Annotated in this window: 16 protein-coding genes and 2 tRNA genes; 9 read left to right on the top strand and 9 right to left on the bottom strand. The window is 38.1% G+C overall.

The genetic code is table 11. The annotated features are described in order from the left end of the window. Positions 1-8 precede the first annotated feature (8 nt). Positions 9-728 (top strand): SDR family NAD(P)-dependent oxidoreductase, encoded by a 720-nt coding sequence (locus EA772_RS11720; protein ID WP_116169815.1) that lies wholly within the window; start codon positions 9-11, stop codon positions 726-728. Between the two features lie 59 nt (positions 729-787). Here the strand turns inward: EA772_RS11720 and EA772_RS11715 are convergent, their stop codons facing one another. The 5 genes from EA772_RS11715 to EA772_RS11695 form a co-directional block, all read right to left on the bottom strand. Next, a complete protein-coding gene (locus tag EA772_RS11715; RefSeq protein WP_124913400.1) occupies positions 788-1,255 on the bottom strand; it encodes a nucleoside triphosphate pyrophosphohydrolase family protein in 468 nt (155 codons plus the stop codon). 166 nt (positions 1,256-1,421) lie between these two features. Continuing rightward, on the bottom strand, positions 1,422-2,144 hold the full coding sequence (locus EA772_RS11710) for a LytR/AlgR family response regulator transcription factor (protein ID WP_371683153.1): 723 nt from the start codon (positions 2,142-2,144) through the stop codon (positions 1,422-1,424). 8 nt (positions 2,145-2,152) lie between these two features. Beyond that, positions 2,153-3,355, bottom strand: a complete 1,203-nt coding sequence (locus EA772_RS11705; protein WP_124913398.1) for a serine hydrolase — start codon at positions 3,353-3,355, stop codon at positions 2,153-2,155. Then, the gene (locus tag EA772_RS11700; protein ID WP_124913396.1) at positions 3,352-4,359 is read right to left on the bottom strand and encodes a sensor histidine kinase; all 1,008 of its coding nucleotides are present in this window, start codon (positions 4,357-4,359) and stop codon (positions 3,352-3,354) included. The genes EA772_RS11705 and EA772_RS11700 overlap by 4 nt, the downstream gene beginning before the upstream one ends. Positions 4,360-4,452: 93 nt before the next feature. Beyond that, positions 4,453-4,950: a GNAT family N-acetyltransferase gene (locus EA772_RS11695; protein ID WP_246833917.1), complete on the bottom strand. Its 498-nt coding sequence runs from the start codon at positions 4,948-4,950 to the stop codon at positions 4,453-4,455. A gap of 67 nt (positions 4,951-5,017) precedes the next feature. Here EA772_RS11695 and EA772_RS11690 point away from each other — a divergent pair, with 67 nt between their 5' ends. Beyond that, entirely contained in the window at positions 5,018-5,476 is a 459-nt protein-coding gene (locus EA772_RS11690; protein ID WP_124913394.1) for a hypothetical protein, read from the top strand. A gap of 65 nt (positions 5,477-5,541) precedes the next feature. Continuing rightward, positions 5,542-6,144, top strand: coding sequence for a hypothetical protein (locus EA772_RS11685; RefSeq protein ID WP_010599595.1), 603 nt, complete (start codon positions 5,542-5,544; stop codon positions 6,142-6,144). A 42-nt stretch (positions 6,145-6,186) separates the two neighbouring features. Here EA772_RS11685 and EA772_RS11680 read toward each other — a convergent pair whose 3' ends face one another. Next, positions 6,187-7,791, bottom strand: coding sequence for a S41 family peptidase (locus tag EA772_RS11680; RefSeq protein ID WP_124913392.1), 1,605 nt, complete (start codon positions 7,789-7,791; stop codon positions 6,187-6,189). Between the two features lie 326 nt (positions 7,792-8,117). Here EA772_RS11680 and EA772_RS11675 point away from each other — a divergent pair, with 326 nt between their 5' ends. Together EA772_RS11675 and EA772_RS11670 are read left to right on the top strand one after the other, a co-directional pair. Then, on the top strand, positions 8,118-8,480 hold the full coding sequence (locus EA772_RS11675) for a DUF1801 domain-containing protein (protein WP_010599593.1): 363 nt from the start codon (positions 8,118-8,120) through the stop codon (positions 8,478-8,480). A 15-nt stretch (positions 8,481-8,495) separates the two neighbouring features. Beyond that, positions 8,496-8,936, top strand: coding sequence for an SRPBCC domain-containing protein (locus tag EA772_RS11670; RefSeq protein ID WP_124913390.1), 441 nt, complete (start codon positions 8,496-8,498; stop codon positions 8,934-8,936). 45 nt (positions 8,937-8,981) lie between these two features. On the opposite strand, the gene EA772_RS11665 is transcribed toward EA772_RS11670, so the two are convergent. Together EA772_RS11665 and EA772_RS11660 are read right to left on the bottom strand one after the other, a co-directional pair. Further along, positions 8,982-9,054: transfer RNA gene (locus EA772_RS11665), tRNA-Phe, on the bottom strand. Between the two features lie 125 nt (positions 9,055-9,179). Continuing rightward, positions 9,180-9,252, bottom strand: a tRNA-Phe gene (locus tag EA772_RS11660). A 228-nt stretch (positions 9,253-9,480) separates the two neighbouring features. Between EA772_RS11660 and EA772_RS11655 the strand changes: the two genes are divergently transcribed. Together EA772_RS11655 and EA772_RS11650 are read left to right on the top strand one after the other, a co-directional pair. Next, the gene (locus tag EA772_RS11655) at positions 9,481-10,776 is read left to right on the top strand and encodes a (Fe-S)-binding protein (RefSeq protein ID WP_124913388.1); all 1,296 of its coding nucleotides are present in this window, start codon (positions 9,481-9,483) and stop codon (positions 10,774-10,776) included. Between the two features lie 106 nt (positions 10,777-10,882). Continuing rightward, on the top strand, positions 10,883-11,671 hold the full coding sequence (locus EA772_RS11650) for a (Fe-S)-binding protein (protein ID WP_010599590.1): 789 nt from the start codon (positions 10,883-10,885) through the stop codon (positions 11,669-11,671). A 58-nt stretch (positions 11,672-11,729) separates the two neighbouring features. Here EA772_RS11650 and EA772_RS11645 read toward each other — a convergent pair whose 3' ends face one another. After that, complete coding sequence (locus tag EA772_RS11645) at positions 11,730-12,197, bottom strand: hypothetical protein (protein ID WP_124913386.1); 468 nt, start codon at positions 12,195-12,197, stop codon at positions 11,730-11,732. 50 nt (positions 12,198-12,247) lie between these two features. Here EA772_RS11645 and EA772_RS11640 point away from each other — a divergent pair, with 50 nt between their 5' ends. Beyond that, positions 12,248-12,730 carry an ABC transporter ATPase gene (locus EA772_RS11640; protein WP_124913384.1) on the top strand — a complete coding sequence of 161 codons (483 nt, stop codon included), beginning with the start codon at positions 12,248-12,250 and terminating at the stop codon, positions 12,728-12,730. 62 nt (positions 12,731-12,792) lie between these two features. Continuing rightward, positions 12,793-13,455, top strand: a complete 663-nt coding sequence (locus tag EA772_RS11635; protein ID WP_124913382.1) for an energy transducer TonB — start codon at positions 12,793-12,795, stop codon at positions 13,453-13,455. Positions 13,456-13,531: the final 76 nt, after the last annotated feature.

Here is a 13,531-nt window from a genome sequence, read left to right as displayed (position 1 = left end):
TCATTATTATGGATTTCAAAAACAAGAACATTTTAGTGGTGGGCGGCAGCTCAGGCATTGGTTTGGCTTTAGTAAAAATTTTAGCCGAAAAGGGCGCTAGCATTTATAATGTTTCCAGAAGCAATAGCCAGGAATGGCCAGAAAGTGTACGACACAGTGAAATGAACGTTTTAGACAAAGTTGATTCATTAAATGATTTCTTGCCAGAAGAGTTACATGGATTGGTTTATGCCGTAGGTAGTATTACCTTAAAACCATTCGGCCGCATTTCTGCGGAAGATTTTTTGAATGATTACCAGCTAAATGTTATTGGTGCTGCGAAGGTTATTCAACAGGCACTAAAGCCGCTGAAAAATTCCGGCTCGTCTGCCATTGTGCTCATCAGTTCTGTTGCCGCACAAACAGGCATGGGTTTTCACAGTAGCATTGCTGCAGCAAAAGCTGGCGTAGAGGGTTTAACAAAATCGCTTGCAGCAGAATTTTCAGCTTTGAAAATCAGGGTAAATGCTGTGGCACCCTCGCTTACCGAGACGCAGTTATCTGCTAGCCTGCTTAATACCGATGATAAAAAGACAGCTTCAGCAAAAAGACATCCACTGGGAAAATACGGACAGCCTGAAGACATTGCTTCGGCAATTGCTTTTTTACTTTCAGAAGAAAGCAGCTGGATGACTGGCCAAATTATTAATATAGATGGTGGTATGGGCAACCTGAGAACCAATCTATAATAGTTAGCGGTGATTATTTTATATAAGCGAACCACCGCCAACTTTTAGGAATAGCAAAATTATATTAAATGCGATTTTAAATCAGCAGGTGAATAATTGATGGATTTCAAAGTTTTATCATCTGCCTTTCTAAACACCAGAAACAATCCATCAACTTCTTTGTAATAAGATTCAGTTTGATCTTTGTCGAAATAATGTTTAATCGTTAGCTCGGCTTCCTCAACGGATTTACAAGCTTTGCTCATATTGGAGCGGTGAACCTCATCAAATAAGGTTTTAAATTTACCGCCCAGACCAAATTCGTGAATAGCACCCGCTAAAACGTATTGCAAATCGCAAAGCGCATCCGCAACTTCAATTAAATCATCGTTTTCAATTGCCTCCTGTAATTCCTTCAACTCTTCTGCTAAAAGTGCCACACGAAGATTTGCCCGCTGGCGAGATGGGATAATTGGTGATTCTAAAATTGGATGTTTAAAAGTAGTGTGAAATTCTGCAACCTGGTTTAGTGAGTTTGTTTCCTGCATAATGTTGTTAATCTGTATTTAGGCTGGCAAACTTAAGAAATATTGCGCTATTGTTGAATTGCTATAGCGAGTTAACTGTTCATTTCCAAAAATGGCTGGTTGATTAAGCAGATGCACTTTCCATTGCAAGCATTTATATTCCGCTTGGATTGTTAAGCATTTTGACTTATTTTTTATCCCTGATCACTTTGAAAAACTCCTCCTTGTAAGTATCCCCGACTGGTATAGACTGATCGTTAATATAAACCGTATTGCCATCTATCATTTTAATTTTTTCTAATGATATGATGTAAGATTTATGAATACGATAAAACGGAGGCTTGGGTAAGTCTATTTCTAATTCTCGGAGTGCCTGATAAGTGATAATCCGCTGCGAAGCGGTGTAAACGGAAACATAGTTTTTTAGCCCTTCGATATAAAGGATATCATCGTAATTAACCTTGATGAATTTATTTTTAGTATCGCCTTTAATGAAAATAAAATCATTGCCGCCTGCTGAAGCAGGAATATTTACCACATCGTATTGCGCAGGAGAGATAATTTGCTGTGCCTTTATTGCGGCTTTGTAAAAACGCTCATATGAAATTGGCTTAAGGAGATAATCTACCACATCCAGATCAAAACCTTCCAGGGCATATTCGGGATAAGCAGTGGTTAGGATGACCTTGCATTTGCCTCCGCATATTTTTAGAAACTGGATCCCTGTCAGTTCAGGCATCTGGATATCCAGAAAAACCAAATCCACCTTACCCTCCTGGACCATGTTCAGTGCTTCGAATGCATTTGTTGTGGTACCAACCAACGCTAAAAAAGGCGTTTTATTAATAAATGTTGCAATAATATCTGATGCGTAAGATTCGTCATCAACAGCTAAACAGCGGATCATCATGGTATCGTTTATAATTGTCGGCCTATTTTTGGGATAAAATTTTCAAAGTTCATTCTTTTGTTTGGATAATTTCCCATTCTGAGAATGATGACGTTATTTTTTGGATTAACATAGAGGAACTGGCCTAAAATTCCTTCAGCGGTATAATCATGAGCTTTTAGTTTAAAGTAATAACCATTGTATTTTGTTTTTTTAACCGGTACGCGAGCGCCAATTTTCGCTAGTGCAGCTGTTGCACTTACCGAATCTTTAAAATAACGATAATCATAACATGCCCACCATTGGTTTTTATAACCTAACACATCCAGCGTATCGGCATTGGTGGTGGTTTCAATCCATTTCCTGGAAATAATTTGTTTCCCGTTCCAGTTTCCTTTATTGAGGTAAAGTCGACCTAATTTGGCAAAATCTGCTGCGGTGGCGTTTAAACAGCAAAAAGCTTTTGCTGTTCCTTGATCATCTACACTCCAAATCGCATTCGATTCTGCACCTAACGGCTGCCACAGATATTCAGTAAAAAGATCCTGAATTTTTCTGCCACTTGCTTTCTCTAAGATATTCGCCAGCAGCTGCGTATTTACACTTTGATACTCAAACTTTAAGCCTGGCTCTCCTTTCATTTTTAGCCCAATGATTTGATTTTTTAAAGCGCTTCCATAGTACAGTTTGGTAATGTCAGAAAAAGGCGTTTCCTTATTTTCGTCATAATCAATGGCTGAACGCATATCAAGAACATGTTGCATGGTTAACTTTTTAAAGCGATGATCATTTTTCTCCAGTTCGGGAATATATTTAATTACTAAATCATCTGGGGATGAAATTATACCTTTATCAACGGCAATGCCAATTAAGGTTGCCACAAAAGATTTAGCTACCGAAAAACTGGGATGTAACGTATTTTGATTTACCTGATCTTCATAACGTTCGTAAATGATCGTATCGTTTTTAATGATGATAAATGCATTTGTATTGCTTCTGCTGAGAAAAGTGTCGAGGTAGTTTTTCAGCTGCTGGTGTTTTAGCTGCTTGGTGTTGGAGATAAACCGAAATGGCATCTTAGCAGGCATGATTCTGGCGTTCCTGAATTTACTACTGTCATTCAAATCTGGTTGCCACCACCTTAACGCCCTGATTGGCGCACAGGCTGAAATGAATAATCCAATTAAAATCACAATAGCAGCAATAGCCTTATTTAACATACCCGCTTTCATATACTTAAAATCAACGTGGTTTTGTAGGTATTGCCATTGTTTGAGATCAGCAATTCATGTTTTTCAGGATAAATTAAATCCAGCCGCCGGTGGATATTTACTAATCCTACCCCGCTGGAATGATCTTTCTGCGCATGACTGATTTTGTTGCTCACTTCAAAACTCAACCTTTTCCCGTTGATTCTAAGCTTGATGCGAATGGGATGTTTTTCATCGCTCACTACACCGTGTTTAAATGCATTCTCCACAAAAGGAATCAGCATGAGCGCAGCAACTTTTTGTTCGGCAACACCAACAGTTGAAAAATCAACATAAAATTTCGGTTCAAAGCGCATTTCAAAAAGCGCTATATAACTCTCCAGATATTCAACCTCTTTACTTAAGGTTACCATACCATCCGGACTTTCATTAAGGGTGTAACGCATTAAATCAGATAGCCTCAGTATGGCATTCGCCAGTTTATCTGAAACCGGAATTGCCAGTGCATACACATAGTTTAAAGTGTTGTAAAGAAAATGTGGATTGATCTGCGATTTTAAAAAGGCCAGTTCCGATTTTACTACCTCATCTTTCAGTTTACGGTTGGCAATTTCGGTTTTAAAATTTTGTTGTACACTATAAACAGCAGCAGGAACCACCAGAAATGCCAGACTATAATAAATATTATCTGCGATGTATTTTGATATAGGTGTTTCATCTGAATAATTTTGCATGCCAAACCAGTTCTTATACAACACCTGCTCTATTAAATATCGCGAAGCAATAAATATGGCGATGGTCAAAATAATGGTTCCAACAAGCTGCGGGATTTTTTCGCGTTTTAAAAACCTCGGATAAACCCATAAATAACAGATATAGAATTCTATAACCTGAATGATATTCATGGAGATACTAAAGGCTGACTGACGAAGTGTTACCCCTTCAATTAATGCCTCTCCATAAAAATAGGCTAAAACCGTTATCCAACAGATGAGATGTATTAATATAATTTTAGTTCCTTTCATCCTGTAAACTTAGCCTAACACCTTAAAATTTTCAATTTTGTTATCCCAACTAGTTAGAAAATTATCCCAATCTGTATTTTCCTTCTGATTAAATTAAAGTACCAGCAGCATCCACACATTGCAGGCAAAGTGACCAGAGTTGCCCAATGGTGCCGATAGATATTTAAATCCTGCCTTTTCATACATCGATATAGCGGTGGTTAATTCAGGAAATGACTCAAGGTAAATTTCATTATAGCCAAAATGCTGAGCAGATTCAATGCTTTTTTGCATCAATGTTTTGCCAACACCTTTACCTCTTGCTTCGGCTGATGTGTAAAGTTTTACCAACTCCACACAACCATCAGGCAGGCCATCAGTAGGATAAATGCCGCAGCCTCCTATAATTTTTCCATCCTCTTCGGCAACCCAGTAAATGGATTGCGCTGTTTTGAAAACATCTGATAAGTGATCGGTAGTTGGATCGGTGTAAACGGTGCCAGGCTGATCAATTTTAAATTCCCTGAATATCGTTCTGATAACCTCCGCGAGTTCTTGATTATCTTTTTCTTCTATATTTCTGTAAGTGATGGCCATGGCTTTTTTTCTCAAAGCTAACATTTAAGAAAATCCAAACAAAACGGCGATTGATTCTATTTAATTAAGAAAAAGAAAAATTATGGAAAACGAAAAAGATAAAACACCAGAGGAAAATACAAATGTACAACCTAAGCCTACAGATGATGTACAACTGGATATAGAAACCGTTGTGCCTGAAGCCCATAAACAAGAGGTTGATCCTTCCAAACCGGTAGATGAATCGCAAAAAGAAACTGCTGAAAACCACACTGAAGAGGATGGTCATGATGAAAATCAATCTCCGAAAAATGAACCGGAAGCGAATCAGGAGCAATCGGGAGCGGAGAGCAAATCGCCCGAAACTGAAGGCAAAGAAGTTACTGAAGGAGAGGCTGATTCATCTACAGAACAACAGGGTGATAGTAGCCAAAACGAAACAACAGAAAACAGTGAAGTTTCATCCGAATCAGGTGATGAAGATTCAAGCGATGAAAATTCAAACGATGGGGATTCAAATGATGAGCGCAGCAATATCGAAACCATCACCCCAAGTGCTTAATGCTAATTTTTGTTAAACCCATATACACGCTGAAATAGTTTTACTATTTTGGCGTTATGATAAACATGAAAAACACACTATTGCTATGCCTATTCACACTAACACTATTTAGTTGCGGAATAAACAGGCAAGCGCAGCAAATCAAGGCGCTCGAAGATTGTACTTATAAAATCACAGGCATTCAGCAGGTTTCCATTGCCGGAACAGATGTTAAAAAACTAATGGATGAACAAAGTTTTAGTTTAACCAGTTTGCCGGGAGTTGCACTCGGATTGTTAAGAAAAGACATTCCTCTAAGGGCCAACCTTAACTTAGAGATCACCAATCCATCGGCAAACTTGGCAGCCATTAATCAGTTTGAATATAAAATATTGGTTAACAATACCGATCTGGCTCAGGGCATTGTAAACCAAAATGTAAGCATTGCGCAAGGGCAAACCGTTACTGTACCCGTTCAGTTAATCAGTAATATTTACGGACTGGTTTCAAATGGAAATGTTTTCAATGATGTTTTAAAGGCCGCTCAAAAAGGATCGTCATCAAAAGACGAAAAACTGGGACTTCTAACTATTAAAATTAAGCCAACTTTTATGCTTGGCAATACACCAGTTAAATATCCTGGTTACATCACCATAAACAAAGACATTAGCAGCAAGATACTGCTCTAAACGAAAAACCTCCCTTAAGCTTGATTAAGGGAGGTTTTTTGTTTAAAATTTATGATCAGGCACCATGATCATGCCTTTAATCCCAATCTGATCAAGATTTTCTCTCACCACTTTAATTTCAGTTGACGATAATTTATCTGGCATGTTGGTAGACGTTGCAGAGAGACTAGCTGATTTAGCTGCTGTTGTTACGAAACTTCCTGTTCTGGCGTAAAGCAATGCATATCCTAATAAAGTTTCCGTTTCATCGCCCCATGCCTTGGTCAAATCTTCAAAAGCACTTTTATCTACGCTAAGACCGGAATAATATCCGCCAACACCGAGCTGATTTTTAGTTTCAAACTCGGGAACATACAAATCGAGTTTATCAATTCTGATGGGGAAAAAGCCAACCGGTTTCCCGTAAGTCGTTTCTCCAATCAGCTTCACATCAATCACCGGCTTTAAACTATTAATGGTTAATTCGCTAGCCGACGCCGTAGATCCGGTGACTATAAAATAAATCCTGCTTAGGGCTAAAGAACCTGATTTCGCAAATTTTTCAATATTATCCGCAGCACTTGCTGAGTAATTTAGATCTGCGTAGGTGGCGTATTTGCCGTTAATTCCGGTAGTAAAACTCTGAATTTTGCCACTCGCATCGAGCAAAGGCTGATTTGCAAGTACAGAAGCCTTTCGTTGGGCTGTAGTTAAGCCTTGTAAATAACTATTATAATAGCTCGTGTACATCGTGTTCCCGTTTTGGCTGGCAGGCGCTGCAAGATTAATGATTTCTGTAGCGGTTGAAACGTAACCACCACCATTATAGCGAAGATCTACAACCAACTCCGTTACGCCTTGCGACGAAAAGTTAGCAAAAACCGTTTTCAAAGCAGCGGAAACGTTATTGGTAAAGCTATTAAAAACAAGATAACCTACTTTTTTGCTACCCACTGTGTAAACATTGGTAAATAAAATTGGATTAACCGTATAACTGCTACTATTTACCACTACGCTTTTGCTAACACCATTTAAATCAGTGAATGTTAAACTAACTGATGCACTGCTCCCAAAAATCGCTTCGTTTAAAAAGCTGATGATGCCGCTGGTAGTGCTGTAAGTTAAACTGGTTCTTCCATTAATACTGGTGATTCTGCAACCCCTTGTTAATCCTTGCTGGCTGGCCGGCGAGTTTGGATAAACGTATTTTACCCTTAAATCGTTAGTGGTATTATACATCACCGAGAAACCATAGTCATTAGCTGTTCCGTTAACGTCAGCCTTTAAATCCAATACCGAAACCTTACCATTTGTAGCTGTATAATCTAAGAAAGAATATTTCGGCTCAGTACTGCCACTCACATATTCATAAGGCTTACCTGTTGAAGGGTCAGTTGAATACTGTGTTAACGCATAAAGTTCAGTTTCGTTTGAACTGTAACTGCGTGGCTTAAATGCGGCGTACGTAGGCAGAGAGGAATTCCAATAATATAGTTCTTTGGTATAGAGAAAAATGGAATCCTTCGTTAACTCGGCTCTGGAAGCTGTTGCCGCTGCCGTTGGTCCGGGCGCCTCAGAGGGTGTAGTAGAATCTTTTTTGCAAGCGGCAATAAAGCCAAAAAAGCTCAGCAGTAAAACCGTACGGAAGCAAAAATTTTTGTTTATCATGAGTATTTTGTTTGTGGATTTATTTGTGATATACGTTTATTAACCGACCGTAGTTGTCAGTACATAACTTTTTCTGTATCAACAAACTAAATTTAAATTAAAATATTGTTGTTCTGTATTAATGTATCGGCGAATAACTCAAATCTGCCGATTAAATTACAATGGGGTGAAAAAGAAGAATGCTCTTTCACTAACAATATGGCTTCTGCTATTTTACAATTTTCATTTTGAAGATCAACGGTAGGCTGATTAGGCCATTAGAAATGTCGCTTTTGCAGCTTTGCATTATTTTTTGATTTATGGATATTTGGATAAACATGGCGACGATGAGCAAAAATGAAAAAATAAGTGAATTTATGGCTAACTTAATTCATCCATTAAAAAAAGAAATGGAAGAAGTTATTGAAATAATATTGAATGCCAACCCAAAAGTTGAAGGACATATTAAGTGGGGTGGACCGAGTTTTAGTTTCAATGGCGACATGGCAACAATTAATCCAAAAATAACGAAGTATGTAATCGTTATTTTTCATAAAGCTGCTTTGCTTGAAGATGACTTTAACTTTTTAGAAGCGCAAACGAAAGGTAAAGCCTATGCAAAGTTTTATAGTATGGATGATGTGAATAAATACCGAAAGGGTTTAACACAAGCCGTAAACGCCTGGGTAACATTAATGGAAAATTCTTAACTAAATTCAAATACGATGGAAAAAATCGAATTTAAAACCGAAATTAACGCCAGTGCGGAACAAGTTTGGAAAATACTTCTAGGAACCGATACTTATCCAAAATGGACTGCAGCATTTGCTGAAAATTCTTCAGTAGAAACCGATTGGCAAAAAGGAAGTAAAGCTATATTTGGCGATGGTTCCGGCAATGGCATGGTTGCTATGATTGAAGAAAATATTCCAAATAAATATTTATCCATCAAACATATTGGAGAAATAAAAGATGGCAAAGAAAATTTGGATGTAGATTGGGGGCCAGTTTTTGAGAATTACACATTAGAAGAGCAAGGCGATAAAACAGCACTACTAATTGATTTAAATATCACTGCCGAGTGGAAAGATTATTTTGAAAAAACCTGGCCAAAAGCATTGGCTATAGTAAAGGAGTTAGCTGAAAAACCCTACCTTGATACCTAAAAAACGAAAGCCTCTGAAAAATTAATTTCAGAGGCTTTTTTGATGTGGTGCCACCTGGATTCGAACCAGGGACACAAGGATTTTCAGTCCTTTGCTCTACCGACTGAGCTATGGCACCATCCGTTTGGGATTGCAAATGTAAGATTCTTTTTATCAAATGCAACAACGTCCTTTAATTTTTTTCTCAATCGCTGAGATCCCGCTAATCAAAAAAGCCCATCATTGCTGAAAGGCTTTTGGAAGTGGTGCCACCTGGATTCGAACCAGGGACACAAGGATTTTCAGTCCTTTGCTCTACCGACTGAGCTATGGCACCTCCCGTTTGGGATTGCAAATGTAGTGTTCTTTTTCCAAAAGCAAAACTTTTTTTCCATTATTTCAGTTGCACACTGATTATCAATTAATTAATTTTTATTTAAAAAAATCACACTTCGCTTTCACGCTTAGAATCAATACAAACAAGAAATTTAAATGATTTTTTTATGCATGCATAGCATTTTATTTAGATTAATATCCTAATTTAGCATAAACAATATAATATTGCATGGTGGCTCAGATCCTATTTCTAGTAATAACACTTGCAGCAATTGCGCTGTTTACGGTTAATTTCCGCAAAATTATCCGCAATATCCGCCTGGGAAAATCAGTTGATCGCAATGATCAGCCTCAAAAAAGATTAATCACTATGTTGAGGGTTGCTTTTGGCCAATCGAAGATGGTGGTACGCCCTATCCCCGCTTTCCTTCACTTTTTTGTTTACATCGGTTTTGTAATCATTAACATAGAAGTGTTGGAAATTATGATCGATGGAATTTTTGGAACCCACCGCATATTTCATGGCCTTGGCGGACTCTATAATTTCTTAATCGGATCATTTGAAATACTGGCCTTGACCGTTTGGGTATCCTGTGTTATTTTCCTCATTCGCAGAAATGTATTGAAACTGAAACGCTTTAGCGGTGTAGAAATGACAAACTGGCCAAAATCTGATGCAAACTATATTTTAATTACCGAAATTTTGCTGATGAGTGCATTTCTGTTGATGAATGCTGCTGATGCAAAACTTCAGTTTTTAGGTTCATCGCACTATACCCTTGCAGGTTCGTTTCCGGTAAGTCAGTATTTAATGGATGTATTACCCTCTTCAGAAAACGCATTGATTGCGATTGAAAGAGCATGTTGGTGGTTTCACATCATTGGCATATTAGCGTTTTTAAATTACCTGCCCTATTCTAAACACTTCCATATTTTATTCGCGTTCCCAAATACTTATTTCTCTAATTTGGAGCCCAAAGGTGAATTTACGAATATGGCTTCGGTTACAAACGAAGTGAAAGCTATGCTCGATCCTTCATTTGTTCCTGCTGAAACTGAACCCGGAAAATTTGGTGCAAAAGATGCAACTGATTTAAGTTGGGTAAATCTGATGAATGCTTATACCTGCACAGAATGTGGCCGATGCACCTCAGTTTGCCCGGCAAATATCACTGGCAAACTTTTATCGCCCCGAAAAATTATGATGGATACCCGGGATCGGATTACCGAAATCGGCAAAAACATTGATAAAAACGGTGCAGAACATCAGGATGGAAAAGCTTTGCTTGATGATTATATTACCAGAGAGGAAATTTGGGCCTGCACCAGTTGCAATGCCTGCGTAGAGGCTTGCCCTGTAAATATTGATCCTTTGCAGATTATCACTGAACTGCGTCGTTATGCAGTAATGGAAGAGTCTCAGGCGCCAGGAAGTATCAATGCAATGCTTGGCAATATCGAGAATAATCAGGCACCGTGGAAATATTCTCCGGCTGATCGTTTTAACTGGGCACAAGAAGGATAGCCTTCAGTTGAGCGTCACCATTAATGAGTGAGTTTTTAGCTCCATAAATAAAACAATAAAAAATTCAAGTCTTGATAGCTTGACACTAAATATTTGATACTTAAACATGGAATTTAAAGTACCAACAATGGCCGAATTAATGGCCGCAGGAGAAGAGCCGGAAATTTTATTTTGGGTAGGATGTGCAGGGAGTTATGATGAACGGGCGCAAAAAATTACCCGCGACATTTGTAAAATCCTACATCATGTGGGCATGAAGTACGCGGTTCTAGGCACAGAAGAAAGCTGTACGGGAGATCCGGCAAAAAGAGCCGGGAACGAATTCCTTTTTCAAATGCAGGCCATGACCAATATTGAGGTGCTAAATGCGTATAATATTAAAAAAATCGTTACCGGTTGTCCGCATTGCTTCAACACCATTAAAAATGAATATCCAGGCTTGGGCGGAACTTACGAGGTGATTCACCATACTCAGCTTATTCAAGATTTGATTAATGAAGGTAAGCTAAAGGCGGAAGGTGGCGAAAGTTTCAAAGGTAAAAAAATCACTTACCATGATCCTTGTTATCTGGGGCGTGGAAATGGAATTTACGAAGCACCAAGAAAAGCACTCGAGGTTTTAGATGCACAGCTGGTGGAAATGAAACGTTGTAAAAGCAATGGGTTGTGCTGTGGTGCTGGCGGCGCACAGATGTTTAAAGAACCTGAAAAAGGCAAAAAAGATATTAATGTAGAACGGATTGATGAAGCACTGGAAACCAATCCTCAGTTTATTGCAGCAGGTTGCCCGTTTTGTATGACGATGTTAAGTGACGGCATTAAACTTAAAGACAAAGAGCAGGAAGTAAAGGTGCTGGATATTGCAGAAATTACAGCCAGAGCTAATGGGCTTTAATCTGTAAACAAAATTAAAAAGTAGTAGGTCTTAGTCAAACGCTAAGACTTATTTCATTTTAGGGCAATTTGATAATGCGCTCCAGATTATTACGAATCAGATTAAGATCCTCAGCTTCAATATTTTTTAACGGGATCACCACCTGAGTGGCCATAGAATCTACATCCCCACCCCTATCCTTATAAGTTTGAACAATCACATCATCACCTTTGGTTTTCAGATATAGTTTCCCGGCAGTTGTATTCCCGAGGTAATCCATATCTCTGAATTTTGATAATTTAAAGGCAAAATACTCCGTTTTACCATTGTTAAAATATCGCTTGTAACGACAAAAGCCATTGTTGGTAATGTTTAATTCGTAACGCTTAATTTTCCCATTTTCCTGATTACTGTCATAATGATCGCTTAGTGTTTTTTGAAGAAAACCAACGTATTGCTCAAGAGATTCAGGATCTGAAAAAGCGCATAAAATGATGCATAGAGCTGACAGAAAGGATATTTCCAAGCCGATTGTAAACTTTTTCATTGGGATGTCGTTTTAACCACAGCAATTTAATTAAAATAGTAAATTTGTATATGAGTTTTTCTCCACAATCAAGAGTTTGGGTTTACCAGAGTGATCGCAAATTCACTCCTGCTGAAGAAATGGCAATTTTAGAAAAGTTATCATCCTTTACCAACCAATGGAAAGCACATGGAAATGAATTGCTGGCTAAAGCAGAAATCAGACATGGATTTTTTATCATCCTTACGGTTGACGAATTGCAGGCTAACGTTACGGGTTGTTCTATTGATAGCTCTGTTAGATTAATTAAAGAAATAGAACAAGAATATCATGTCGATTTATTTAATCGCTTCAACATGGCCTATAAGGTTGGCGATGATGTGGTGGTAAACAGTAAAGAAGATTTCGAAACACTGATCAACATTAAGCAAATCAATTCCGAAACGATCGTATTTAATAATATGGTGCAAACCCTGGCCGAATTAGAAAACAAATGGGAGGTGCCTTTTAAAAATAGCTGGCACTCTACTGTTTTTGCCCACCTTATTTCATAGAATTTACGCAAAAATAATATTGATTTAAACTTTATTTGATCATAAAAAGGCAATTTCATTTAATGAACAGAACGTTTTCAATATTAGTTTTACTGTCATTTAGCTTTATAGCGGGCGCACAGGAGTTAAAAAAAATCACTAAACGCAGCGGTACAAATTATTTCGCGATAAAAGAAACTTACACCGTTTTAAAATCTACCCCTGAAATTAAACAAGGCGATTATCAGCAAGTCGCTGGAAGATCGGTATTGAAAGGGCAATATGATCATGGAGCCCGAACGGGCGTTTGGGAAGCTTTTAATCAAACCGACCTCGAACAGAAAATAGATTTTTCTAACCAGGAGGTTCTTTTTGCAAAGCCTTCGAAGATGTTTAAAAAAGCATTCATTCTTACACAAACCGAAAATAAAGAAATCGAAACCACACTTCGTCCGTTGTTTGTGGGCGGTGATGCACTTTTCTCTTCTCTACTTGGCCATAACATCAGGTATCCTGCTGAAGCGATAGAAAAGCATATCCAAGGAACAGCTATATTATCTGCAATCATTACAATTGACGGTAAAATGGTAGAAAGAAAAATTGTGAATGGGCCGGGCTATGGCATTAATGAAGAAGCGCTTCGAGTAATTAATCTTATTCCAAACGATTGGATTCCTTTAAAAGTTGATGAAAAACCGGTAAATACCCGAATTGAATTAGAGGTTAACTTTTCCTTGAGCCGTTAACATCAGGTTTACCTGTTAAATTGCAGCCGCATAAAACAATTGTGCATTAAATAACATTATATTGCTTATATCAAAT

Source organism: Pedobacter sp. G11 (assembly GCF_003860265.1).
Taxonomy (GTDB): domain Bacteria; phylum Bacteroidota; class Bacteroidia; order Sphingobacteriales; family Sphingobacteriaceae; genus Pedobacter; species Pedobacter agri.
The sequence above is the reverse complement of the archived record's forward strand: the minus strand, read 5'-3'. Positions and strand labels throughout refer to the sequence as shown.

Bases quoted from the DNA above. Each gene is read 5' to 3' on its own strand.
- EA772_RS11655 (WP_124913388.1), top strand. From the start codon at position 9,481: ATGGTGGCTCAGATCCTATTTCTAGTAATAACACTTGCAGCAATTGCG.
- EA772_RS11675 (WP_010599593.1), top strand. From the start codon at position 8,118: ATGAGCAAAAATGAAAAAATAAGTGAATTTATGGCTAACTTAATTCAT.
- EA772_RS11650 (WP_010599590.1), top strand. From the start codon at position 10,883: ATGGAATTTAAAGTACCAACAATGGCCGAATTAATGGCCGCAGGAGAA.
- EA772_RS11640 (WP_124913384.1), top strand. From the start codon at position 12,248: ATGAGTTTTTCTCCACAATCAAGAGTTTGGGTTTACCAGAGTGATCGC.
- EA772_RS11635 (WP_124913382.1), top strand. From the start codon at position 12,793: ATGAACAGAACGTTTTCAATATTAGTTTTACTGTCATTTAGCTTTATA.
- EA772_RS11720 (WP_116169815.1), top strand. From the start codon at position 9: ATGGATTTCAAAAACAAGAACATTTTAGTGGTGGGCGGCAGCTCAGGC.
- EA772_RS11645 (WP_124913386.1), bottom strand. From the start codon at position 12,197: ATGAAAAAGTTTACAATCGGCTTGGAAATATCCTTTCTGTCAGCTCTA.
- EA772_RS11670 (WP_124913390.1), top strand. From the start codon at position 8,496: ATGGAAAAAATCGAATTTAAAACCGAAATTAACGCCAGTGCGGAACAA.
- EA772_RS11705 (WP_124913398.1), bottom strand. From the start codon at position 3,355: ATGAAAGCGGGTATGTTAAATAAGGCTATTGCTGCTATTGTGATTTTA.
- EA772_RS11680 (WP_124913392.1), bottom strand. From the start codon at position 7,791: ATGATAAACAAAAATTTTTGCTTCCGTACGGTTTTACTGCTGAGCTTT.
- EA772_RS11710 (WP_371683153.1), bottom strand. From the start codon at position 2,144: ATGATGATCCGCTGTTTAGCTGTTGATGACGAATCTTACGCATCAGAT.
- EA772_RS11700 (WP_124913396.1), bottom strand. From the start codon at position 4,359: ATGAAAGGAACTAAAATTATATTAATACATCTCATCTGTTGGATAACG.
- EA772_RS11685 (WP_010599595.1), top strand. From the start codon at position 5,542: ATGAAAAACACACTATTGCTATGCCTATTCACACTAACACTATTTAGT.
- EA772_RS11690 (WP_124913394.1), top strand. From the start codon at position 5,018: ATGGAAAACGAAAAAGATAAAACACCAGAGGAAAATACAAATGTACAA.
- EA772_RS11715 (WP_124913400.1), bottom strand. From the start codon at position 1,255: ATGCAGGAAACAAACTCACTAAACCAGGTTGCAGAATTTCACACTACT.